29 protein-coding genes and 3 pseudogenes are annotated in these 23,457 nt (G+C 36.3%); 8 read left to right on the top strand and 24 right to left on the bottom strand.

All coding sequences use genetic code 11. The features are described from left to right. From mrdA to FJR45_RS06310, 14 genes are all read right to left on the bottom strand, one after another. Positions 1–1,788, bottom strand: a complete 1,788-nt coding sequence (gene mrdA / locus FJR45_RS06375; protein ID WP_193149682.1) for a penicillin-binding protein 2 — start codon at positions 1,786–1,788, stop codon at positions 1–3. Beyond that, on the bottom strand, positions 1,785–2,237 hold the full coding sequence (locus tag FJR45_RS06370) for a hypothetical protein (protein ID WP_193149680.1): 453 nt from the start codon (positions 2,235–2,237) through the stop codon (positions 1,785–1,787). The genes mrdA and FJR45_RS06370 overlap by 4 nt, the downstream gene beginning before the upstream one ends. Beyond that, positions 2,204–2,665 carry an N-acetyltransferase gene (locus FJR45_RS06365; protein WP_193149679.1) on the bottom strand — a complete coding sequence of 154 codons (462 nt, stop codon included), beginning with the start codon at positions 2,663–2,665 and terminating at the stop codon, positions 2,204–2,206. The genes FJR45_RS06370 and FJR45_RS06365 overlap by 34 nt, the downstream gene beginning before the upstream one ends. Continuing rightward, entirely contained in the window at positions 2,655–3,272 is a 618-nt protein-coding gene (gene yihA, locus FJR45_RS06360; protein WP_193149677.1) for a ribosome biogenesis GTP-binding protein YihA/YsxC, read from the bottom strand. The genes FJR45_RS06365 and yihA overlap by 11 nt, the downstream gene beginning before the upstream one ends. Beyond that, positions 3,269–3,742 (bottom strand): lipopolysaccharide transport periplasmic protein LptA, encoded by a 474-nt coding sequence (gene lptA, locus FJR45_RS06355; protein WP_193149675.1) that lies wholly within the window; start codon positions 3,740–3,742, stop codon positions 3,269–3,271. Before lptA ends, yihA begins: the two co-directional genes overlap by 4 nt. Continuing rightward, the gene (lptC, locus tag FJR45_RS06350) at positions 3,743–4,249 is read right to left on the bottom strand and encodes an LPS export ABC transporter periplasmic protein LptC (protein ID WP_226069418.1); all 507 of its coding nucleotides are present in this window, start codon (positions 4,247–4,249) and stop codon (positions 3,743–3,745) included. It abuts the gene before it with no gap. Positions 4,250–4,271: 22 nt separating this feature from the next. Continuing rightward, positions 4,272–4,766 (bottom strand): KdsC family phosphatase, encoded by a 495-nt coding sequence (locus FJR45_RS06345; RefSeq protein ID WP_193149673.1) that lies wholly within the window; start codon positions 4,764–4,766, stop codon positions 4,272–4,274. Then, a complete protein-coding gene (gene hisB / locus FJR45_RS06340; protein ID WP_193149671.1) occupies positions 4,763–5,335 on the bottom strand; it encodes an imidazoleglycerol-phosphate dehydratase HisB in 573 nt (190 codons plus the stop codon). Before hisB ends, FJR45_RS06345 begins: the two co-directional genes overlap by 4 nt. Positions 5,336–5,337: 2 nt before the next feature. Beyond that, on the bottom strand, positions 5,338–6,120 hold the full coding sequence (locus FJR45_RS06335) for a septal ring lytic transglycosylase RlpA family protein (protein WP_193149670.1): 783 nt from the start codon (positions 6,118–6,120) through the stop codon (positions 5,338–5,340). After that, complete coding sequence (locus tag FJR45_RS06330) at positions 6,113–7,336, bottom strand: lytic transglycosylase domain-containing protein (protein WP_226966396.1); 1,224 nt, start codon at positions 7,334–7,336, stop codon at positions 6,113–6,115. The genes FJR45_RS06335 and FJR45_RS06330 overlap by 8 nt, the downstream gene beginning before the upstream one ends. Before the next feature lie 73 nt (positions 7,337–7,409). Further along, a complete protein-coding gene (locus tag FJR45_RS06325; RefSeq protein ID WP_193149668.1) occupies positions 7,410–8,186 on the bottom strand; it encodes a TatD family hydrolase in 777 nt (258 codons plus the stop codon). Then, positions 8,183–8,341, bottom strand: coding sequence for a hypothetical protein (locus FJR45_RS06320; RefSeq protein WP_193149667.1), 159 nt, complete (start codon positions 8,339–8,341; stop codon positions 8,183–8,185). The genes FJR45_RS06325 and FJR45_RS06320 overlap by 4 nt, the downstream gene beginning before the upstream one ends. Beyond that, complete coding sequence (locus FJR45_RS06315; protein WP_193149666.1) at positions 8,329–9,873, bottom strand: AAA family ATPase; 1,545 nt, start codon at positions 9,871–9,873, stop codon at positions 8,329–8,331. Before FJR45_RS06315 ends, FJR45_RS06320 begins: the two co-directional genes overlap by 13 nt. A gap of 11 nt (positions 9,874–9,884) precedes the next feature. Further along, on the bottom strand, positions 9,885–10,901 hold the full coding sequence (locus FJR45_RS06310; RefSeq protein WP_193149665.1) for an integron integrase: 1,017 nt from the start codon (positions 10,899–10,901) through the stop codon (positions 9,885–9,887). Between the two features lie 278 nt (positions 10,902–11,179). Here FJR45_RS06310 and FJR45_RS06305 point away from each other — a divergent pair, with 278 nt between their 5' ends. Continuing rightward, entirely contained in the window at positions 11,180–11,716 is a 537-nt protein-coding gene (locus FJR45_RS06305) for a hypothetical protein (protein ID WP_193149664.1), read from the top strand. A 163-nt stretch (positions 11,717–11,879) separates the two neighbouring features. Here the strand turns inward: FJR45_RS06305 and FJR45_RS12685 are convergent. The 7 genes and pseudogenes from FJR45_RS12685 to FJR45_RS06270 all read right to left on the bottom strand — a co-directional run. Continuing rightward, a pseudogene (locus FJR45_RS12685) lies at positions 11,880–12,059 on the bottom strand (IS3 family transposase); the annotation flags it as partial. Between the two features lie 29 nt (positions 12,060–12,088). Beyond that, the gene (locus FJR45_RS06295; RefSeq protein WP_264299314.1) at positions 12,089–12,799 is read right to left on the bottom strand and encodes an IS3 family transposase; all 711 of its coding nucleotides are present in this window, start codon (positions 12,797–12,799) and stop codon (positions 12,089–12,091) included. Further along, positions 12,796–13,128, bottom strand: a complete 333-nt coding sequence (locus FJR45_RS06290) for a transposase (protein WP_193149663.1) — start codon at positions 13,126–13,128, stop codon at positions 12,796–12,798. The genes FJR45_RS06295 and FJR45_RS06290 overlap by 4 nt, the downstream gene beginning before the upstream one ends. A 248-nt stretch (positions 13,129–13,376) precedes the next feature. Then, positions 13,377–14,764: pseudogene (locus FJR45_RS06285) on the bottom strand (transposase). A gap of 126 nt (positions 14,765–14,890) precedes the next feature. Then, on the bottom strand, positions 14,891–16,126 hold the full coding sequence (locus tag FJR45_RS06280) for a hypothetical protein (protein ID WP_193151853.1): 1,236 nt from the start codon (positions 16,124–16,126) through the stop codon (positions 14,891–14,893). A gap of 148 nt (positions 16,127–16,274) precedes the next feature. Then, complete coding sequence (locus FJR45_RS06275) at positions 16,275–17,639, bottom strand: IS4 family transposase (protein ID WP_193150409.1); 1,365 nt, start codon at positions 17,637–17,639, stop codon at positions 16,275–16,277. A 209-nt stretch (positions 17,640–17,848) separates the two neighbouring features. Further along, positions 17,849–18,385, bottom strand: a complete 537-nt coding sequence (locus tag FJR45_RS06270) for a hypothetical protein (RefSeq protein ID WP_193151852.1) — start codon at positions 18,383–18,385, stop codon at positions 17,849–17,851. Between the two features lie 97 nt (positions 18,386–18,482). Here FJR45_RS06270 and FJR45_RS06265 point away from each other — a divergent pair. The 7 genes and pseudogenes from FJR45_RS06265 to FJR45_RS06235 all read left to right on the top strand — a co-directional run bounded on the left by FJR45_RS06265 (position 18,483) and on the right by FJR45_RS06235 (position 22,176). Further along, positions 18,483–19,870, top strand: a pseudogene (locus FJR45_RS06265) (transposase). Positions 19,871–20,252: 382 nt separating this feature from the next. Beyond that, positions 20,253–20,468 carry a DUF4258 domain-containing protein gene (locus FJR45_RS06260; protein ID WP_193151851.1) on the top strand — a complete coding sequence of 72 codons (216 nt, stop codon included), beginning with the start codon at positions 20,253–20,255 and terminating at the stop codon, positions 20,466–20,468. Next, on the top strand, positions 20,449–20,679 hold the full coding sequence (locus FJR45_RS06255; RefSeq protein ID WP_193151850.1) for a type II toxin-antitoxin system MqsA family antitoxin: 231 nt from the start codon (positions 20,449–20,451) through the stop codon (positions 20,677–20,679). Before FJR45_RS06260 ends, FJR45_RS06255 begins: the two co-directional genes overlap by 20 nt. A gap of 60 nt (positions 20,680–20,739) precedes the next feature. After that, complete coding sequence (locus FJR45_RS06250; protein ID WP_193151849.1) at positions 20,740–20,985, top strand: Rho-binding antiterminator; 246 nt, start codon at positions 20,740–20,742, stop codon at positions 20,983–20,985. A gap of 66 nt (positions 20,986–21,051) precedes the next feature. Continuing rightward, the gene (locus tag FJR45_RS06245; protein ID WP_193151848.1) at positions 21,052–21,489 is read left to right on the top strand and encodes a thioredoxin family protein; all 438 of its coding nucleotides are present in this window, start codon (positions 21,052–21,054) and stop codon (positions 21,487–21,489) included. A 16-nt stretch (positions 21,490–21,505) separates the two neighbouring features. Continuing rightward, positions 21,506–21,778, top strand: a complete 273-nt coding sequence (locus FJR45_RS06240) for a hypothetical protein (protein WP_193151847.1) — start codon at positions 21,506–21,508, stop codon at positions 21,776–21,778. A gap of 77 nt (positions 21,779–21,855) precedes the next feature. Continuing rightward, a complete protein-coding gene (locus FJR45_RS06235; protein ID WP_193151846.1) occupies positions 21,856–22,176 on the top strand; it encodes a hypothetical protein in 321 nt (106 codons plus the stop codon). 33 nt (positions 22,177–22,209) lie between these two features. Here FJR45_RS06235 and FJR45_RS06230 read toward each other — a convergent pair whose 3' ends face one another. From FJR45_RS06230 to FJR45_RS06220, 3 genes are read right to left on the bottom strand one after another with little or no spacing between them, the layout of a single operon-like run. Continuing rightward, positions 22,210–22,611 carry a bacteriohemerythrin gene (locus tag FJR45_RS06230; protein ID WP_193151845.1) on the bottom strand — a complete coding sequence of 134 codons (402 nt, stop codon included), beginning with the start codon at positions 22,609–22,611 and terminating at the stop codon, positions 22,210–22,212. Between the two features lie 18 nt (positions 22,612–22,629). Further along, a complete protein-coding gene (locus tag FJR45_RS06225; protein ID WP_151900333.1) occupies positions 22,630–22,917 on the bottom strand; it encodes a NifU family protein in 288 nt (95 codons plus the stop codon). A 58-nt stretch (positions 22,918–22,975) separates the two neighbouring features. Then, the gene (locus FJR45_RS06220; RefSeq protein ID WP_193151844.1) at positions 22,976–23,380 is read right to left on the bottom strand and encodes a hypothetical protein; all 405 of its coding nucleotides are present in this window, start codon (positions 23,378–23,380) and stop codon (positions 22,976–22,978) included. Between the last annotated feature and the right edge of the window lie 77 nt (positions 23,381–23,457).

Below are 23,457 nucleotides of genomic sequence, written 5' to 3'. Positions count from 1 at the left end.
TTATTTTTTCTTGATATACCCAAGCTCTAAAAGCCTGTTGTATATGTCAGAAACAATAGAACCAGCTGCATGCCCGCCGTGCCCACCGTGCTCTACCATAACGGTTACAACATACTGGGGATGTTTATACGGCCCATAGGTTGTAAACCAGGCATGTGATCTTTTATAGTAAGAGAGTTCATGCTCTTTCTTTCTTTTTAAAATATCCTGTTTTATGCCTATAACCTGCGCTGTCCCTGTTTTTCCTGCTATTTTTACTTTTACGTGTAAATAATTCGTGGCCGTTCCGTGAGGAGAATTACATACCTGATACATCGCTTTTTGAATAACAGGAAGTTTTTTCAATTCCACTTTGTTCAGTACATTTTTGTAGCTGCTTTTATACTCTTTATCTCCAATCAAAGAGACAAAATGCGGAGTAGGCAGTTTTCCGGTTGCCATCAGTGCTGTTTCTCTGGCAATCTGTATAGGCGTCACAAGAAAATCACCCTGCCCGATTGCCATATTTGCCGTTTCACCTATATTCCATATTTTATGATATTTTCGAAGCTTCCATTCACGTGAGGGAACCACTCCTATAAACTCATTGGGTAAATCTATACCTGTTTTTTTACCAAAACCATAGCGTCTTAAACCGGCACTCATTTTTTTATTGCCCAGTACAAGGCTTCCTTTATAGAAAAAATCATCACAACTCTCCCGTATGGCTTTTGTGATGTTGGTATGCCTGTGCCCTTTTTTCTTCCAGCATCTAAAAGTTCTTCCGCCTAACTTTAGATTTGAACGGCAGTCAACACTCCAGTGCTCATTCAAGTCTGTAGTGATATACAAAAGCCCTAAAAGAGGTTTAATGGTCGAGCCTGGCGGATACAAACCGTGTGTCATTTTATTTGTAAAAGGGTGGTCAAGGCTTGATGAGAGTTCATCATACATTTTATAAGACATGCCGGAAACAAAAATATTTAAGTCATAATTTGGGTAACTGCCCGCAGCTAAAATGGAACCGTCAACATTCATAACAATTACAGCACCGACCTTGCCTTTAAAAAGCTTTGAGATGTACTTTTGCAACTCCATATCAAGCGTGAGTTTGAGTTTTTTCTCCTCATCAGGACTTTTATAACTTAACTCTTCCACTTCCTGATTATTGGCATTGACTTTTATCTTTTTTACTCCCGGTGTACCCTGCAGGTAAGAATTATAGTATTTTTCAAGGCCGGTTTTTCCGGTATAGCCTATGAGATCAAGCAGGGGGTCTTTGTCAATATCTTTCTGGTTTGCACGAGAAACATAGCCTATCATGTGTGCCGCAATATTTTTATACGGATAGTATCTTTTGGGTGCAGGAAGAACTTTGATGTTTTTTTGCAGGTTTAGCATAGAATACACCGGCATCATTTTTTCATAGGGTATGAAATGGACAACATCTATAAAATTGTGGTTATAGTAGGAGTCTTTTTTTCTGTAGTTTTTAATAATTTTTTCTTTGTCTAAATCAGGCAGTGCTTTGAGTAAAAAAGAGAGTGTTTCATTAAATTCATTTTTATGTTTTTTCAAAAGCAAATGAGGTGCAATTTGAATTTTAAATCCAAGTTTGTTAATGGCTACAGGTCGATTGTATCTGTCTACTATCTCTCCTCTTACAGGTGCTATCTGCTCATGTTTGATGGTGTTTTGCATAGAGAGTCTGCTGTAGTAGCTGTTTGATTCAACGGCTAGATAGAAAACGCGCACTATAAGTGCCAGCCAGATTGATACAAAGACAAAAATAATAAATTTTATTTTCATAAGAGACCTATTAAAAAGAATTCAATTACTATATAGTAAATTATATAGTAATTTATATTTGGCTGTGGCAATAAAAAAATATTTGACAACAGTGTCAGAAAAAGAAAATAACCAAGATAGACAAGAATAGCTGTCAGCGCTCGAATACAAACCAAACAGTTGGAATTTTTGGTGATTTGAGGCATAATAAATTTATACAATAAATAAAAATAGACAACTGCACTCAAAAGCATATATCCGTAGTTGGCTTCAAAAACAACAAGGCACAGCACAATAACAAAAACAGAGAGTGTGTCATCATTGTCAAGTGCACGGGCAAAAAGTACATACAAAAGTGTCAGCATTGGCGGTAGAAACGGATAAATTGTGCCCAGACTGTCATACAGTACAAAAAGCACTATATAAAAGAGTGAGATTACAGGTTTTTGATGAGAGATACTTCGTTGCATATCGGAAAGTGTTTACATTTAATACAATCGGCCCAAATTTTATGTTCGGGAAGGGACTCTTTTGGAATTTCCACAAATCCCAGTCTTTCAAAAAAAGACTGCTTGTAGGTGAGACTCAGTACTTTTTGAAGACCGAGTGTTCTGCCCTCATCAACAGCGCATGCAACCAGGTTCTCTCCTATTTTCTGTCCCCGAAATCCCTCTTTTACAACCAAAGAGCGTATTTCGCCAAGATATCTTGTGTGAATGTGGAGTGCCGCAAAACCGACAAGTTCATCAGCTATAAAAGCCAAAGTATATGAACGGATATTTGTTGCGATTTCATCCTCGCTTCTTTCTAAAATGATACCGCTCTGCACTTCAGGCTGTACAAGTTCTCTCATTTTTTCAATATCTGAGAGTTTCGCCTTGGTGTAGTCAATCTTCATCTGTCTTCTCTTGCAGTATTTTATAAATGACTTGAACGATTTTATTGATTCCTCTTTTTTTCGCGCTTGAAACCATTAAAGCATTTGGAAACTCTTTTCGAAGTGCACTTTGCTCTTTTTGATTTAACTTGTCAATTTTTGTAAAAATCTGAATGATATACTGGTTTTCTCTGGCAGTTCTAAAAAGAAAATCACTTACGGCAGTATCTATTTCCAGGTGGGGATGTCTGGAATCTATAAGGTGTATAAAAATCTTTATCTCTTCTCTGTTGGCTATATAGTCTGTCAGGTTCTTTTCCCAGTCACTTTTCATAGATTTAGCCACTTTTGCATAGCCAAAACCAGGTAAATCTACAAATTTTGCTACAACTTTATTGGAAGTTTCTCTGTCTAAAAAGGTAACATCAAAATAATTTATAAGCTTTGTTTTTCCCGGTGTTGAAGAAACTTTTGCCAATCCTTTATGGTTTGTTAGAGCATTTAAAAGTGAGCTTTTACCAACATTGGAACGTGCCATAAATACTACTTCGTTTTGTTCCTCAGATTCCGGTGCAGCATTGACATTCGGAGCCGATGTTATAAATTTTGCATCAACAATGTCTATCATTTTTTTTCCTTTTCGTCTTTTATATCAAATATCATAATGACAGGCTCTTTTGCAACACCTTTGGCATAGGCTTTCCCGCTTATCGCCTGCAAAATAACTTCATCTCCAAAAATCTCTTTTTTCTCGTTGAGTTGTTGCAGATGTACATTTCCAAAAAAGTGATACTCTTTTTTTAAAGGCAGGTAAACGACTTTTTGTGCAACACCTCTGTAGTCTGCTCCCTCAACTGTTTTTATCACAAAAGAAGCATTTCCGACCGCTACAAATTTTGTGGGCTTGTTGTTTTTGTCTGTATATACCGTAACCTCGGAGGCGTTAAGTTCATCATTGACTTTTTTAATTCTTACATGTCCGGTAAAGACTGAAATACCTTTTTTCTGGTCACCTCTGAACTCATCTGCTTTGATTTTAAGCTCTTGTGAAAAGAGTAGAGTCTGCAAAAAAAGTGTTAGTACAAGTAGATATTTCATCTATTTTTCCTCTTTTAGTTGATATGTGGCAATAACATTTTTAGAATAAATCTTTTTTGTAATGTTATTGTATTTTATATAATCGCCGATGACTACATTGTCATTCAGGTAGGCGGTGTATTTTGTATCACTGACTACATCTGCCGTTTTTTTGTTGTAAAGTGCTTCTTGACTTTTAAATGTCAGTCCGTCTTCTCGCACATAAACAACATGACCGCTTAGCTTGACGATTTCATTTTTATATACACCCAGATCAGAGACCATATTTGCAATATATTTTTTCGAATTGTCGGTATAGTCCATATCTTTTATCTCGTATCTCTGAGCGTATCTTGTTCCCGTACTTCCGAGTAAAATTGTCGTCAACCCGTGAGTATCAAGTTCATACATCGTAAAATCACTCAATTCAAAGAGTGGCACATCTGTAAAATGATGCATTTTTACATCCATAGGTTTAAACATGAAAAATATTACCAGCAAGAGAGTAATGACAAAGGTTAAAAATATATTGATATTGATCTTTTACTCCTTAGACCCAGACAGATAGAAATGCTTCTTTTTGATCATTTTCTTGCACTAAAATATCTATCATCTCTCTTACCGCACCATTGCCGCCACTTTTTGAGAGTGTTGTATTGACAAGTTCTTTAATTGTATCGTGCCCGTCACTCGGGGTAAAACTTCTCCCGGCAAGACGCAGCATATTATAGTCATTCAAGTCATCGCCGATTACGCCAACCTCATAAAACTCCAGACCAAGATCAGCAATGATTTTTCTTAAAATGCTCTCTTTGTCCCGTATACCCTGGTACAAATGCTGCACTCCCAGTTCTTTGGCTCTTTTTTCAACGATAGAGGAATTTCTTCCTGTTATAATGGCAACCTGATTTCCTGTTTTTATCCAGGTCGTGATACCCAAACCGTCTTTGACATTAAAATTTTTACTCTCATACCCTTGGGCTGAGTAGATAAGTTTACCATCAGTTAAACAACCGTCAACATCCAATACTATCAGTTTAATCATAAAACATCTTTTGTACTTGGTATGCCGACTCTTTCATTTTTTGCTGTTGCCCGTCTGAGTGCAACAGCGACCGCCTTAAATGCCGCTTCTATAATGTGATGTTTGTTTTTCCCGCGGCACTCTATAATGTGCATGCTTATTCTTGCATTTAAGGCAAAGGCACGAAAAAACTCTTCAACAAGCTCTGTATCAAACTGCCCTACTTTTCCGCTGACACTGAGTTCATAGACCAAAAAAGGACGATTGCTCAGATCCAAATCACAGGAGACGCAGGCCTCATCCATCACAATGTTTGCACTCCCAAAACGCTCCATATTTTTTACAGGGTAAAGAGCCTGGGCAAGCAAAGAGCCCAAAACAATGCCCACATCCTCAACACTGTGATGGTCATCTATATGCGTATCCCCTTTACATGTAACGTCCAAATCAACGAGAGAGTGTTTAGAAAAACTCTCAAGCATATGGTCTAAAAAGCCGACACCTGTATTTATATTACTTTTGCCTGTACCGTTGATATCGAGTGCTACGGTTATATCTGTCTCTTTGGTTGTTCTTGTTTTTGTAATCATTTTTAATCCTCTCTCACTATAAATGCACCTTTGAATATGCCGTTTGCCTTGTAGTCTCTTGCTTCTTGTTCACTTTTAAAGCCTTTGAGCCAGACTTTGAACATTCTGCCGTTTGGTGTCTGCATATCTTTGATAACTGTCGTGTATCCGTCTGTATTGTTATACTTTTCCTGTGTCTTTATCGCACCGTTGATGTTTGAAAAAGATGCAATCTGCAGTGCAAAATCACTCACAGCAACACTTTTAGGTGATTTTTTCAACTGTTTTTTATTTGGTATCTTATTTTTGCCTTTTCCTGCAAAACCAAGCACTTCAAGAGTTACAGGAGCAGTTCCCGTTCCGATCATGTCTATTTTTGAAGCTGCTGCTTTTGAGAGGTCTATAATTCGTGTCGAGACAAAAGGCCCTCTGTCATTGATGCGGACCACCGTACTTTTTCCGTTTCTTCTGTTGGTCACTCTCACGATGGTATTCATCGGCAGTGTTTTATGCGCAGCTGTCATATCCCACATATTGTATCTTTCACCGTTAGATGTAAACTTTCCGTGAAAATTCGGTCCGTACCAGCTTGCATTGCCCCGGAACCTGTCTCCGACACTCACGACAGTCGGGTAGTACCGTTTTCCGTGTACTACATAAGGACGCATCGTCGGATGTGAATATTTTTTCTGACTGTATGCAGGGCTTGAATATTTATGCTGTATGTAGCTGCTCGGTCCTCTTGTGCTGCATCCACTTATAAACAAAGTAATACCAAGTAGCGAAAAAAAAAGTATTTTATTCATACAGTTTTAACCTTTCGCCGACTCGGATCAAAGATCCTTTGATGTTGTTTTGTGCCCGTATGTTTTTAATGCTGATTTTATGGGCTCTTGCGATAGAGCCTAAAGAATCACCTTTTTTGACCATATAGTAATGCGTACTTTTAAATTTTTTGTGTTTCGTGTTTTTGGCTATAGGAATAACAAGCTTTTGTTTGATTCGCAAACGGTTTGTACGCAGTTTGTTGAAATCTTTAATCACCTTGTATGAAACACCGTATTTTTTGCCAATACGGGAAAGACTTTCTCCCCGTCTGACTACATGTATCTTGTAGATATTCTGTATGGGTTCCTGAAAATACTTTTGCTTGTATTCTGCGAGTTTTATATACGGTATATAGACATCGTATCCATCCGCATACGGCGGGACAAAATCATATTTTAAGTGTCTGTTGAGCTTTTTCAAATCTTTCAGCGGGATATGAATAAGTTTTGAGAGTCGTACCAATGATTCTCCGCGAGGCAGTTTCACAGTTGCAATCGAATAGGCATTGGCACGATTTAAAAGGTACTCATACTCACTGTGCAGCATATACTGCTCGTCACTGCCTATCAGCGCAAGGGCAACGATTTTGCGGATATAGTAGCGACTCTCTCTAGGAATATAGTGTTTTTTCGGATTGAGTAAAACAGAAAGCTTGTCTGTTTTTGCTTTTCTGATTGCTTTGCTTAACGCACCGCCACCACAGTTATAGGCAATGGCAGCCAAATACCACTTTCCAAACCGCTTATGCAGTGCTGAGAGGTATTTTGCCGCCGCTTCAGTTGATTTGATCAAATCGCGTCTCTCATCTACATACTCGTCAATTTTCAGATGAAAAAGTTTGCCTGTTGCGGGCATAAACTGCCACAGTCCGGCTGCTCTTTTATTGGAATAGGCCTTTGTGTGAAAATTTGATTCAGCCATAGCAAGATAGAGAAATTCCTGGGGAACATTGTATTTTGAGAGTGTACTTTTAATGGCAGGAATAAACAGATAGGCATCTTCCATCGCCTTGAAAAAGTGCTTGTCTCTTGACAACGTTTTGGCTTTCATTCTATTCATTACAGGGTCATAAAGAAATGACGGCTCTATATCAAATGAGTCCAACAATGCCAGTTCTTTGTTATAGTTTGATTCATACGTCAAATTCGCCAAAAGAAGAAACGGGAAACACAGGGTTAATATATATTTAATCATAGACAACTTTTTAATTTTAATTTATGCTATTTTAGCCAAAATTCTATTAAAAAAAGTTGTGACCATGATGATATTAAGAAATATGAAAGAGTTTCAGGGCATTTTCTGCGGTCAGTTTTTCTATTTCTTCTCTTGGAATCTCTAAGATTTCTGACATTTTCTGCGCTACAAGCGTTGTGTATAGCGGTTCGTTTCTCTCTCCTCTGTGCGGTGTAGGCGTCAAATACGGACCGTCTGTTTCTATAAGAAGCTTCTCTTTTGGTATGCGGGGTAAAACATTGACAAGTTTTTTGGCATTTTTAAAAGTCAATACTCCGCCTATGCCAAAATAAAAATTCTCATCTGCCAAACTTAAAAGCTCATCATCAGCATTAAAACAGTGCAGCACACCGCCCACTTCTCCTACATTATGCTCCAACAGCAGCATTTTTGCATCATGCGAAGCGTTGCGGATATGGACTATGAGAGGCTTTTTGTGTTTTTTGGCAAACTCTATCTGCGCTGCAAAAACTTTTGCCTGTGCCTCTTTTTCCTGTGCTTTTTCTGCATCACTCCCTTCAAGACGAAAGTAATCCAACCCGCATTCGCCGATTGCCACACATTTATCATGTCCCACATATTTTTCAAAGTATGTCATCTCAAAACCTGCAATATCATAAGGATGCACCCCTATGGCAAAATAGACATCTTCGTAGCGTTCTGCAATTTTTATGGCTTTTTCCAAGGTAGTAAGATCCGCTCCTGGAATGATAAAACGCTTCACCCCACCCTCTCTCGCACGCTCCAGCACTGCATCCAAATCTTCATCATACCGGTTGTCATCCAAATGTATATGTGTGTCAATTATCATTTTTCTTTTCTCTTCTTTACATGTAATATATTTCGTATCATTAAAAATATAAAAAACGCGGAAACCAAAACAGAACCGCCTGCGAGGAGTCTATTGTCTGCATTGTAAAAACTGTATGCCAAAAACAACCCTACAATGGAAATTATGAAACACATTTATTGGCTTCCAACAGCTCTCTTGCAAACTTTTTGGCTTCACTCGAAACAGTTTCTCCACTGATAATTCTGGCTATTTCATTTACCCGTTCGTCCATGTTCAGCTCTTTTGTTTTTGATATTTTACCATCTTTATAAACCAAAAAGTGCTGATCACCCATAGAAGTCAGTTGTGGCTGATGAGAAATCACAAATATCTGAAAATGTTTTGAGAGTTTTTTCAGCACTTTTGCCACACTCATAGACTCTTCACCGCTTAAGTTTGCATCTATCTCATCAAGCATCAAAACCCCACCGTTTCCGCTCATAAACTCCGACTTTAAGGCTAAAACCGCCAAACGAAGACGGTTAAATTCTCCTGTACTTATCTTGGAGAGTTCTGTTTCATTTAGCTCTATTTCAAGTTTGTCTTGCCCATATAAATCATAATCGACTCTACTCATGTGAATTTTTGCATCTCTTAAATACAAACTGTTTAAGTAACTGTTCAAATCTTTAACAAATGCAGGCAAAGCCTTGGTGCGAAAATCACTGAGTGTATCGGCAAGTTCTTTCACCTCTGCAGAGAGTTTTTCAACCCTTACATGTAAGTCATTTTTTGCCACTTCTATGTTTTCATACTTTTTGAGTTCTAATTCTTTTTGTCTTTTGTACTCCAATGCCTCTTCTATACTTCCATACCTTCGTTTAAGACCACTGAGCGCTTCTATGCGATTGAGCACCTCTTCAACATCAACATCATCTAGTGCAGAAAAACGCTCCTGTGCACTCTCCAAAACACTTCGCAACTCATTCATGGCATCATCAAAAAAACCACTCTGCTCATCCAGTGCTTCCAAAGCAGATGAGACCAAATGCTCATAATTGAAAATCTCATTTGCAGACTCTATACTGCCTAAAACTTTCTCTTTTTTTGAAAGCTCTTTTTTTATCTGTAAAAGATCTTCATCTTCACCGACAGTTGGGTTTATATCTTCTATTTTCTTTATCTCATACGCTGCGAACTCTTTAAGTTCAACTATTTTTTTCTCCTCCTGTGCTATTACATGTAAAGCCTTTTTTACCTCTTGATACTCTAAAAATGTTTCTTTATACTTCTCTTTTAGCTTTGTGATTTTTTGAGACTTTGCCCCTACCCTGTTGTCTAAAATTTCAAGCAGATTTTCATTTTTAAAATCACTGAAATCTTTTAAACTCAAATGCCGCAAATACGCTGAAGCAACCTTGGAAATAGACTTTTTTGAAAGAGACTGATTGTTTATAAAATAGCGGGACTTTTCTTTTTTAATGTGCTTAAAAACATTGATATCATCATTTGAAATTCCCACATTGTCCTCATCTATCTGCCAGGTCACACTACTCTCACAAATACTTGCATCACAAGAAGCCCCACCTACAGAAGCTAGAATGGACTCCATAAGTATAGACTTCCCACTCCCACTTGGACCGGTAAACACAACCAGTCCAGGCTGCAAATCAAGTTCTGCTTCTTTAAAACTAAGGTACTCTTTTAAATAAAATCTCTCTATCATTTTTTTGCCTTTTAAAAGTCTAACGGACTTATAAGTTTAGTCTTATTCATCTCTGAAACAACATGAGTGTATCTGGCACTAAATGCCGACACCACCGTCGCTAAAGCGTAAGTGTGGTGAATCATAGTTGTTTCAACAGATTTATGCCCTAAAAGCTCTTGAATACTTCTTAAATCTATGCCAACTTGAAGTAAGTGCGTAGCATAACTATGTCGAAAAATATGTGAAGCTACTCGTTTATTTAAGTTGGCTTTTTGAGCTGCTACTTTTATATTTCTACCGAGTGTTTGAGGATGTATGTGGTGCCGTCTTTTTTCTTTGCTTCTTGGGTCTTTTGATATATTGTTCATCGGAAAAAGATATTGCCATTTTGTTTCAAGTTTTGCTTTTGGGTATTTCTTGTCATAGGCAAATGGCATGTAAACAGTTCCAAAACCATCACTAATATCTTTTTTATGAATCTCTTCTATCCTTTTTACTTGAACTTGAAGTTCATCTTTTAACTTTAACGGCAAAGGTACTGTTCTATCTTTTAAAGATTTAGAATTCCAGATATAAAGCTTGTTAAATCCAAGATCAAGGTCTTTTATGCGAATATTTAATACTTCATTCATTCTAAGGCCACATCCATACATTAAAGTTACCATGAGTTTGTATATACCAGTTAAATTTTGCAATACTTTTTGTACTTCTTGTGTTGTTAATACTACAGGTATGTGCTTTCGTTCCTGTGCTCTTAGTGCTTGAATATTCCACTCTGTAGTATCTACTCCTAAAACTTCTTTGTAAAGAAAAAGAATTGCATTAAATGCCTGATTTTGCGTTGAAGGGCTTACTTGTTTTTTTGTGGCTAAAAAAGTCAGATATTCTTCTATCTCATTTTTTGCCATTTCTACAGGATGCTTCTTATTGTGAAAAAATATATAGTGCTTTATCCAATGTACATATGTTTTTTCAGTTGAAATACTATAATGCTTAAAGCGAATTTTTTCTCGCACAATATCAAGTAGTTTTTTCTTAATCTGCATAATGTTTCCCCCCTGTTTTTAAAGGAACAAAATGTGTTTTTATTAGAAATCAAGACAAATAAATGAACACTTTGTTCAAATATTAGCTAATTCAGCAATAAAAACACACTTTATTTTTAAGCATAATAGTCACTATTTTAATAAATCACTAAAAATATGGCAAAATGCAATAAAATTTCAAATAAACTAACATTATTAGTGTTCATTTATTTTTTAATATATGAGCTGTTTATGTTATAATGTTCGCTGATAAAATAGTTAGCATACAAAGGAACATTATGGATTATTCAATAATTGAGCATAAACATAGATTCGCTTCTTGGGCAGCCAGTCGTGGAGCTTCTACAAGTCCATTATGTCGATTTGAAGTTGAATTTGGAAAAATGCTCTTAGAAAAATCAGCTTTATATGAAGTAGCAAAAAGTATAGATAACCTACCAAACTTTAGTGACTTTACTAAAGAGCATAGAATGTGGAGAGAAGAAATTATCGGAATTGCAAAAGAACATCAAAAAGAATTTACTCATGGTGTTGCTGCAAAACTAATTAATTTATATTTAAAATCTATATTTGTTTGTGTAGAAAATATTAATGATAAACGTATTCAAGCTATACATCCACCTATTGATAGCATTCTACTTGAAGAGCTTTATAAAAAGAATATAGGTAATCAAAAATTAGCTTGGAACAAAGCAAGAAAAACAAAATGGTCAAAGTTTAACAGTATAGACTATGAAGAAGTGATAGAAGCCATTAAACTTTCTACAAAAGAAGGATTATGGACTATTGAAAAGTATTGGCAAGGCTATCAGTAAGATGCTAACAATTACTTGGAGAGAAATACGAACCCTAGCGGGGATTCGTATTTCTCAAGACAGCCGTTATGTTCAGTATTCTAAGAAAATTGAGCACAGCTATATTGATTTATAGTTAGTTTAATGATGTGTCAACCCTATTTCATACTTATCCATAAAGATTCTAAGCTGCTGTTTCAAGTTGTAACATCATTTTTTCTTCAAACTCCACAGGTGATAAATTACCATTTGCAGAGTGCATTCTTTGTCGGTTATAATAAACCTCAATATACTCAAATATAGCCTGATTAGCTTGTGCTTTTGTCTCAAAAGTCTCATGATAAATGAGTTCAGTTTTTAGGGTATGAAAAAAGCTTTACCCTCAAGGGGTACCTAGTCAGCTACCGCGTTATCCCAACAGTTTCCCTTGCGTGACATACTCTGAACGATGCCGTGTTGCTGCAATAAATCCCTATGAGCATATGAAGCATACTGGCTTCCTCTGTCGGTATGCCAGATTAAACCCTTTGAAGGGTTTCGATTTATTAATGCCATATTAAGGGCATCATTCACAAGTGATACTTTCATACTGTCATCCATCGACCAGCCAACGATACGACGGGAGTATAAATCTATGACAGTTGCTAAATACAACCATCCTTCATTTGTTGGAATATAGGTTATATACCCAAAGGGCAGGACCTCTCCAACATATTTCTCATCTGGATACGAAGCATAGAAATCTCTGTTTAAGAGATTTGGTGCAACAGGCAAGTTGTGATTTGAGTTTGTTGTATTAATTCTGTGTCTTTTTTTCGTCTTTGCAACAAGTCCCAACTCACGCATTATACGCCCTATACGGCGACGAGAAACGATAAAGCCATATCTTTGTACTAACTTATCCTTGATGCGCCTTGTGCCGTAATTTTCTCTACCCTGTATGAAGATAATCTCAATAAGTTCATTAAGTTTTTCATCTACTTGTTGAAGTTGGCAACCTTGTTTTATCCAGTGGTAATAACTTGCCTTATCAACCTTTAGCACTTTGCACATAATTGTTATTTGAAACTCGTTTGAGTGTTCTTGTATCCATGCGTATTTCACAGAGTTCCTTTGGCGAAATACGCTGTTGCCTTTTTTAATATATCGCGCTCTTGCTTAAGAAGTTTGTTCTCTGCACGCAGGCGTTTATTCTCTTCTTCGGCGGTTTCTTTAACAGTACTGCTATTTGCAAAGCCACCTCGTGCTGCTATGGGAATATTATTAGCTTTTTTATACTCTCGTACCCAATTATAAAGCGTCTTTTCATTGACATCTAAATCTTTTGCAATCTTTGCTGTTGATTCGTTTGAATTCATGACCAACTGTACGCTTGAATCTCGAAATTCTCTTGTGTATTTACTGTTTTTCATCTTCTTTTTATCCTTACTCATACTGATATTTTATCTCAGAATCGCTAAATGTTCTGAGTATGAATAAGTGTAGCCACATCATAATTTTTGGAGATTCTCAATGAAGGGAATAATTGCTAGTATATTACTAGGAGTCTGTCGGATACCCATCCAAAAATACTCCCTATAATCTCTCATATTTTTAAAAAACCATTTTTAGAGCGATAATGTAGAAAATATTCTCTAAAATCCTTCATATATTGCTCGATATATGCCATCCCTGTCTCCTGTTATCCCATTATCGTATGCAATCTCTTCAGATTGTATGCCATGCATACCAAACGCCACTCACCTTGTGCCTTTTGAAGCCCTCTGAGCATAAATTGCCTAAATCCAATTACCTGTTTGATGATACCGAAGATGGGTTCTATGACACATTTGCGTTGGGCATAAATAGCTTTACCCTCTTTGGTCTGAAGACGGTGTTTCATTTTTTCTACTTCAGTAGGATTATCAGGCAAAGGGTCTGCCTCTTTGAATCTCTCTTCAAGTGGCTGATTGTGTTGCTCTTTTCCAAATGAGATATAGGGTGTCATTTTGCTTTTTACACATAGCTTGATATTCTCTTCGCTGAAATAGCCTGCATCCGCATTGAATGCAGCGGAAGGTTTGAGTTTTGGATGTACCTCATACCATTGCAGTGTAGGCTTAACCTCCTGTTTGTCATTGGTGTTTTGTGTAACATGGGTATGGAGTATCAGACGGGAATCATGCTCTGCTGAGGCTTGGGCATTGTAGCACTGCTCAAACCCTCCGCCTGATGTTTTCATAATACGAGACTCTTCATCGGTCAGGTTGACCTGGTCTTTATCCAATACTTCTTCGACAGGCTCTTTTGGCACTTTGCCTTTTGTCTTCTTGTCTGTGAGCTTCTCTTTCTCCTTGCGTCTCTTCATCTTCTCATCATAGAGTGCTTTCTCTTTTGCATAGCGCTCTTTGGCGCGTTGCTCTATTTTTGCTTTGGCTTCCTTAATGACTTCAAGACGCTCTTCTCTTCGTTCCAGCTCCTCAGGGATATTCACTCCTTCATCGCTTTTACTGTTGTCTGCCTCTTGTGCTTTTTCAAGCAAGGCCTGCACTTCTGCTTCGAGTTGGGATTGCAGTTTTTTTATATGTCCGTAGCTCAGTGCCTTATGTTTGGAAGCGTTGGCTTTGACTTTGGTACCGTCAAGACTTACTTTGCCTACTTTAAGTACGCCCGACTTCTGTGCTACCTCAAGTATCTGCACAAAGAGATCGGATATCTGGGAAAGAAAACGTTTGCGGAAGTTGGCAATGGTATCGTGATCGGGATGAGTATTGACAGCAATATATCTAAATGGTACAGAATCGTAGGTAGCCTGTTCTATCTTTCTGCTTGAAAAGACTCCTGTTGCACCCCAAGAGTATTTCCTCGCTTCGCTCACCGCACATATCCGTAAAAGAGAAGCGAAAGCATTGCTTTGGGATCATAGGCATCTTTGCCACCTTCTTTGTAGTGTTTGTAGATATCATTGAGATCGAGTGTTTCGACTATCTCTACAATGAAGCGTGCCAAATGCCTCTTTGGAAGCCACTCTTCTATACTCGGAGGCATCAGGAATGGCTGATTTCGGTTAGCTGCTATGAAGGGTTTCATATCGTCAAAGCCTTATTAGAATATTCTCTTATTTATATTTATTATACCTGATTATTGGTTTTGAGTGGGTTAATCCGACAGGCTCCTAGGGTAAATTATTGGTCTCCTCGTACTTGTTATATCTTGCTATGCACTCTGTTTTTGAAGTAAATCTTTTAAAGTAGCGTTTTGAACTTTTTGTGTTTGTTTATCATCGGTATAAAGAGTGAGAAAATCTTTAAGTACATCTATTGTTCCTATTGTATCGACACCGCCACCTTTATAAAAATTATCTATAAATTTGTTTAGCTTACTTACAACTTCATCATGATTCTTTTTTGAAAAATCTCTCGCACCATGTATAATATTCCCCTTATCATTCATTTTTATACTCGTAGTAAATTCTAAACTTATAATGGATTTTATTTGACCTTTTTCTTCATCACTTTTTCCTTCAAGTGATTTAGCAAGTGCTTTGTTTGCTTCATCGCTTAAAAACTCTAAAGGTCTATTTGCACTCAAATGAGAAAATTCTGCTCGTTCTACTTCATTCATATTGTCGAAATTCATCTTCAGCAAGGTTTCATAACGAGACTCATGTTTTGGTATAGTTTTTTCTAAAGCCACTTTTGTTGTCTCAGCTTTTTGTTGTACTTCTTGATTAGCCTTTGCTAAATTTTTGTCGTAGTTTTGCGATACTTTGTCATAAGTTTTGAAGAAAAACTGCATAGATTTCATAGCTTCAGGACTTATATATGCACCACCTTTTGGATGTTCTAACTTATCTTTTAGTTGTGCAATATAGTTATCATCAAAAGTCGGAGTTTTGACGATAAATTTATCAACTCCGTGTTCTTTCATCAAAGCTTGCATTGCCGGGTCTTCATCGTACTGTTGTTTAGCAGTTTTCATAAGTGAAAAAGATCCAAGAGTTATAATTGTACTCACTCCAATATCAAACTCACTCGCTCCATTTTTCTCCATCTCTTTTAAAGTATTGATAAATTTTTCTCTAAACTCATGAGAAGCCTCTTGCGGAAGGATACCGAAACTTTTAGTAATACCAATCTCTGTGACTCCATCACCATTATAGTCAATATCTTCATACCCATGCACCAGTAAGTTATAAGCACCTTCTTGTGAGACATTTGCAACATTTATGGGGTCAGCAAGGCTTTTATTTTTTTGTATAGTAGAGAGTTCTCTGTCACTTAAAGAGGAAAGAAATTCTTTGGCATTTGAGAGGTCAATCTTTGCATCTTGTGCTTTTTGATAGATAAGTTCAAAGGCTTTATCACCTTTATTGAGATTTTTAAAATTAGTAACTTCAGATAAAGATTTTAAATCTTGAATATAACTTTGCATGTTTTGTGAAATTTGCACAATACAACCCTTTTTTATGAGATATGGTTTCAATACAAGGTAAGCAAAAACTATACCGTTTTAAAATAAGTTTTTTGGATATAACGGGGGCGCGGGCAACGCCATTAAGTTAAGCCTACAACCACCTAATTTACGAACTTCCTGCTGATTAGTTTCCAACATTTTTCTTCTTCATTTTAAGATAATTTATCGAATTGGTGGCTATGGTGGACTTTTGTATATCTTTATCCAGCCGTGGTTTTGATTTCCTATTTGGTCGAATTACTATTGTATTTGTCAGAAAAAGTTTCTCCATCTGCTCAAGCATATCTTCTATTGGTTCATCCAAATAAAAAAGGTCAAATACCTTATGTTTGATGATATTAAAAGAGACTGCTTTATTTACTTTTTGGATATATTTATTCTCTTTGGTTTTCTCTTTTAGGTCTTGGTTTATGTCGTATGTCATGGCAGATTCATAGTTTGTCAAAAAGATAGTTGCAAAGAAATCTTGTTTTACTGATAATGCACTTTGACCTGTAAAGTTTTCTAAAGAGAGTCTATTTTTTATCAAATCAAAGTATGTCTCAATTCCCCATCTAAGAGAGTATAACTCTTTAAACTCTGATGTTTTAAGTACTTCTCTATCAAGTACATTTGTTGCCAACACTTCTACAGTACCGTTATCTAAAATTACCTGTACAAATCGTATTTTTAACTTTGTAGGTAAATTCAGACTTTTTAGATCATCTCTTATGATTTTAGGAGCATTTATCTCAAGTATCACATCTTTTTTTTCACTATGTGGAGCAAAAAGAAACTTAGCTTTTGAGAAGCTATTTGTTCTAATACGACAAACTATTTTTGTTTTATTATAAGCAACTGCAAAGAGTTCAAATGATGGATAACCTCTATCCATAAGCACTAAATCATCCTCTTTACAATACTCAAAGTGATTCATCGCTAGAGTTCGCTCATCATAAGCTATAAGCTCATTTATTTGACTACTATTTTTATTCTCAATACAAGAATCAAGTGCAATATTATTAAGCACATCAAAGAGGCAAGATACTCGTGCTTGAGAGACATCTTTAGCATAATCTTTTATCTGACATTTAACCTTCATAGGATTAAACTCTTTTTTTACATCCTCTGTATTTGGAAGTGTTACAATAGAACCATCTACAGCTAAGATTCTATATCCTTTATAGGTTTCATAATCTCCATCTTTGTAAAAGATTTCAGCTGCCATCTGTGCAAACTCTTCAAATGCTGTATAGTTAAGTTTCGCTCGTGCTTGCGTATATGCACTATTAGAGATAGTGACATCTTCACCTAAAGCAAGTTGTGTATCATTAATGCTGTTTTGTAAAGATTTATTACTCTTTTTAATCATCATAGTCATAATTTTAGCAAACCCTAGCTTTCTATCCCTTGTAAAAGAATTTATTCCAATTTTATGTTTCATCTGGAAAGATTCTTCTCTTTTTTTGTCTTTAAAAACTCCCGAAATTTCGATAGTTTTTTTTAACATAACCAACCCTTAATATATAAATATATTATACTCAAATAACACTTTCAGATAGCTTTGAAATCCCTATATTAAGTGGTTTGTAAAGATTTTACAAAATGTTTTTTGTAGTCTTTTAACTTCTACAATGGTATCTAAATACTTCTAATTTTAAAAGCTTTTTTCGGCGAGGGTAACATATTTTTGTTGCTACGTTTTGTTATGTTGATTAGCTACTTGATTGCTGTTTGTAATCTTTGATAAAAAGCAGAACTAATAAATTTGGGCATTGTGAAATCTCCTTCTCTTGTTTTACCATATATTTTTATTGCATAGTCTTGAGAAGCCATTTTTTTCAATTGTTCTAATGTCAAAAATAGAGTGAAAACTTCTTTTTTTACTGTCATTGTGCTAGAATATTGACCACTTCGAGTAGTAATAGTTGTTCCTTCTTCATAAGGATTGATTTCTTCAAACTTGAATACATAACCATCTTCGCCAACTGCTTGATTAAAAAATGCTCGTTCTGTTCCTAAGATTTTTAAATACATTTGCACAAATTGTATTTTATTGTTTTTTATAACTGATTTATAGCCAACTATAACTGGAAAAGTATCTGTAAAACCATCTCTAATAAGGTATGGTGGTGTTGACACTAAAGTTTGTTTTTTAAACTTATCATATTTAACAGTAGTTTCTTGCAAAACTTCTTTTTTTGAACTTGGAGCCATTTCATAGCCTGCTCCAGCGCAACCACTTAAACTAAACATTAATGCACCTAGGAGCCTGTCGGATTAACCCACTCAAAACCAATAATCAGGTATAATAAATATAAATAAGAGAATATTCTAATAAGGCTTTGACGATATGAAACCCTTCATAGCAGCTAACCGAAATCAGCCATTCCTGATGCCTCCGAGTATAGAAGAGTGGCTTCCAAAGAGGCATTTGGCACGCTTCATTGTAGAGATAGTCGAAACACTCGATCTCAATGATATCTACAAACACTACAAAGAAGGTGGCAAAGATGCCTATGATCCCAAAGCAATGCTTTCGCTTCTCTTTTACGGATATGTGCGGTGAGCGAAGCGAGGAAATACTCTTGGGGTGCAACAGGAGTCTTTTCAAGCAGAAAGATAGAACAGGCTACCTACGATTCTGTACCATTTAGATATATTGCTGTCAATACTCATCCCGATCACGATACCATTGCCAACTTCCGCAAACGTTTTCTTTCCCAGATATCCGATCTCTTTGTGCAGATACTTGAGGTAGCACAGAAGTCGGGCGTACTTAAAGTAGGCAAAGTAAGTCTTGACGGTACCAAAGTCAAAGCCAACGCTTCCAAGCATAAGGCACTGAGCTACGGACATATAAAAAAACTGCAATCCCAACTCGAAGCAGAAGTGCAGGCCTTGCTTGAAAAAGCACAAGAGGCAGACAACAGTAAAAGCGATGAAGGAGTGAATATCCCTGAGGAGCTGGAACGAAGAGAAGAGCGTCTTGAAGTCATTAAGGAAGCCAAAGCAAAAATAGAGCAACGCGCCAAAGAGCGCTATGCAAAAGAGAAAGCACTCTATGATGAGAAGATGAAGAGACGCAAGGAGAAAGAGAAGCTCACAGACAAGAAGACAAAAGGCAAAGTGCCAAAAGAGCCTGTCGAAGAAGTATTGGATAAAGACCAGGTCAACCTGACCGATGAAGAGTCTCGTATTATGAAAACATCAGGCGGAGGGTTTGAGCAGTGCTACAATGCCCAAGCCTCAGCAGAGCATGATTCCCGTCTGATACTCCATACCCATGTTACACAAAACACCAATGACAAACAGGAGGTTAAGCCTACACTGCAATGGTATGAGGTACATCCAAAACTCAAACCTTCCGCTGCATTCAATGCGGATGCAGGCTATTTCAGCGAAGAGAATATCAAGCTATGTGTAAAAAGCAAAATGACACCCTATATCTCATTTGGAAAAGAGCAACACAATCAGCCACTTGAAGAGAGATTCAAAGAGGCAGACCCTTTGCCTGATAATCCTACTGAAGTAGAAAAAATGAAACACCGTCTTCAGACCAAAGAGGGTAAAGCTATTTATGCCCAACGCAAATGTGTCATAGAACCCATCTTCGGTATCATCAAACAGGTAATTGGATTTAGGCAATTTATGCTCAGAGGGCTTCAAAAGGCACAAGGTGAGTGGCGTTTGGTATGCATGGCATACAATCTGAAGAGATTGCATACGATAATGGGATAACAGGAGACAGGGATGGCATATATCGAGCAATATATGAAGGATTTTAGAGAATATTTTCTACATTATCGCTCTAAAAATGGTTTTTTAAAAATATGAGAGATTATAGGGAGTATTTTTGGATGGGTATCAGACAGACTCCTAGCGGAAATTTATTGGCTATCTTCGACCGTTAGCAAAAGGATTACAATGTTTATAATATCATTAACATATATCGTAGATTTAAAAAAATAGATAAAATTTTATCTTTACATGTAGAGTACTTGAAAAATCAATATGAAAAAGGTCACTTTATGGCCTCGTATGACAAGTGATGAATTTATAAATTTAAAAGAAAAATAAAATTTTGATATAATATAACACTGAAGACAATAAGGGATTACTTTTGACTTTTATATATAGAGAACATGCAATTCAAAGAATGTTTGAAAGAGATATTTTTGAAATTAATGTTGAAGATACTATTAAAAATGGTGAAATTATAGAAGAGTATCTTGACGATAAGCCATATCCATCATTTTTGGTATTAAAAATCAACAACAAGCCATTACATGTTGTTTTTGCAAAAGAAGGATTAAAAAATGAAATGTATCATTTGTAAACATGGAGAGACAAAAGAAGGGACAACAACAGTGACTTTGGAAAAAGGTAGTTCGACTATCGTTTTTAAAGAAGTCCCAGCCCATATCTGTGATAATTGTGGAGAAAAATATATTGATGAATCTGTCACAAAAGAACTACTAAAAAAAGCAAGAAAAATTGTAAAAAATGGTGTAGAGATTGATATACGGAAGTATAATATAGCAGCATAGAGTTGCTAACAAAACAGAGTAACTAATAAATAGTAGAATAAGAATTTTTAGGGAAAACAAATGATTAGCTGTCAGCAATACGACTATATTGAAATAGCATGTATGTACCACTACCCTGTTAAATTAACCATGAAATCAGGTTCTGTTTTTGAAGGAAAAGCACTTGATACAGCTCGCAACGAAAATCATCAGGAGTGTATCAAAATCAAAACAGACAATAGTGAAATATTGCTTGTGCTTGATGAAATCAGTACACTTGAAACTGCTGTTAAAAACCCATACTTTAAGATTATTTCCTTCGTTTAAAACTTAAGTGTCTCTTACTTAAGTTTTAATATAATCAAAGCAAAAAGATATAAAAAAAGGCAACTTATGGAAATTGTTAAAATAGTATGTTCAGAGTGCAACACTCTTAACAGCAGCAAAGGCAAATCGAAAGAAGAAACCGTTACATGTAAACAGTGCCATTCAGAACTCGACAATCCTTTTGTTGTTGAAGCAGATGATGAAAACTGCATGCTGCACATCAAAGAAAACAGTATTGCAGTGTTGGTTGACTTTTATTCTACTACCTGTGGTCCGTGTATGGCAATGTATGAAGACTATGAAGATGCGGCACTTGGCTTTGGATCGACTGTAAGGTTTTTAAAAATAAATGCCGACAAACATCAAAAAGCAGCAAAAGAATATGGAGTGGGTGCACTTCCAACCATTATTGCCTTCAAAGAAGGAGAAGAAGTCGGCCGCATCAGCCGACAGCTCTCTCAGGTTGAGCTTACTCTTTGGGCACAAGACCTCGAAACATTATAATTTTACAAGGAAGAAAATGAACCCAAACAACAGAGAGGTACAAGCACGCAAAACCTGTGAACTTTATGCTTATGTACTGATCTCCCAGGACAAAGAAGTACCGGATGTCATTTTGGAATGTGCAAGTTCATATGACTATCCGGTAGAGTGTGTCAGTGAACTTGCACAGGAGCTTAAAAGTCTCGATACTGCCACTTTTGAAAGAATAATCAACAATCCTTTCTCTCAAGAAGCAAGAGACTTGGCTAGATGGTGGGAAATGTATCAGACATATATTCCCGTTAGCTAAAAAATTATAAGTGTTTTTAATTTTAAGTACAATCAAAAAATACAAAGGTACACTGTCAATTTTAAAAAGGATACAAATTGACAGCAAATGAAAAGTATGAAGTCATTACATATGAAGAAAATATAGTTTTTAATTTTACACTTCCCGAAGATGGGAAAGAAAACCAGTTAAGCAAAGAAGTTACTTTAGTCTGGGATGATGTTTTAGAAAAGTTTTTAGAGACATTTACACAGGAAAAATCTTATACCATTCACTTATTTAAGCATGAAAAAGAAAAAAACAGGTTTATCGAAAATATTGAAAATGTAACCGAAGAGATTATAGATCAGATAGATGAAGAGATAAGCCAAAAGATGAAATTTGGATTTGACTATACTTCTCCGACCTACGAAGATTAACAACAGCCGGCTGATGCCGCTGTTTTTAAGGTATTAGGAATTAGCTGATTGAAAATACTCAGCCATCAGCGTATCCATCGTTTTAACATGATCTAGCATCCAAGATTCTAAATTCCCCTTTATGTAAGCCATAATCGCATTCGTATCTCTTTTTTCTTCAAAATACTTAATGATATGCGCAAGCTCGCTTAAATGTCTGTCATGTTCCGCTTTATGCGAGTTATATGATGGAAAGTTTGTTTCCTGCATCATACTTTCTTCTTCTGAAAAATGTATGGAAGTATGTGCAAGGAGCTCCTTGAGCGTTGCAAGCGTTGATTTTATATCGTTGCTGCCTGCAGCTGCCTCAAGTTTGTTTATAAGAAGACTTTCTTCCAGGTGTGTGTCATTCATGCTCGGTATTGCTACCATCGAAAGTTCTTCTTGTACAATCAATTTTTTTCCTTTTGTATGCTAAACTGCATATACTCTGATATTGTCGGTTTCGAGTTGACCGTTTAAAATTCTCTGGATGGAAGTCAATGTTCCTCCTGAACTTGCACAAGATCCGCAGGCTCCGACATATGAGATATAAATATCAGTCAGACCGTTTGTCTCTTTAAGATCTATAAAATCTAAATCTCCACCATCTGCATGTAAGAATTCTCTGATTTTTTCATCTATAATTTTATCTACAGCATTAATCTTTTGGATGACACTCATGTTGTCAAAGTCCACTTTTTCCGTTGTTGTTTCGCTCATTATTGTCTCCTTTTTTTGATTATAATACCATTGGATACTTAATAAAAAATAAAAAAAATCAGTTGGTTTTTTTCCCGTTCACCATATGGGTTACGGAAATTTTATCGTTCACAGACTTGATTATAACCTCTGCGAAGTCACCCATTTCATACTTTCTCAGTGTAATTGTCCGCGTCGTTTCACCTGCAGTGTCCTTGACAACTTTGAATCCCTCTTCTTTAAAGTGAAGAATACACTCATCAGCATTCGAGTAGGCGGAAGATTCTTTTGTTGCGTCATTGTATGGCTTCACACTGATTTTCCCATCACTTTCATCATAGGAAATTTTCAATCCTACGAAAGGCCTGTTACTTTTCTCTACCCATTGGCTAGTGTCAAACTCTTTTGTCTCACCGTCAGATAACATAAGCAATCCCTTGCCGTTATCACTGTTAAACTGAAATATCATTCCCGTCATGCTCATTTGTCATCCTTGTATATTTACTGAATTTTAACCTCTTTAGGCTTAAGGCAAGAAAGGGTAAGATTCAACTTATAAAA

This window comes from Sulfurimonas sediminis (assembly GCF_014905115.1).
GTDB lineage: Bacteria > Campylobacterota > Campylobacteria > Campylobacterales > Sulfurimonadaceae > Sulfurimonas > Sulfurimonas sediminis.
Note: the sequence above shows the minus strand (reverse complement) of the source record. Positions and strands in the feature narration are given on the sequence as shown.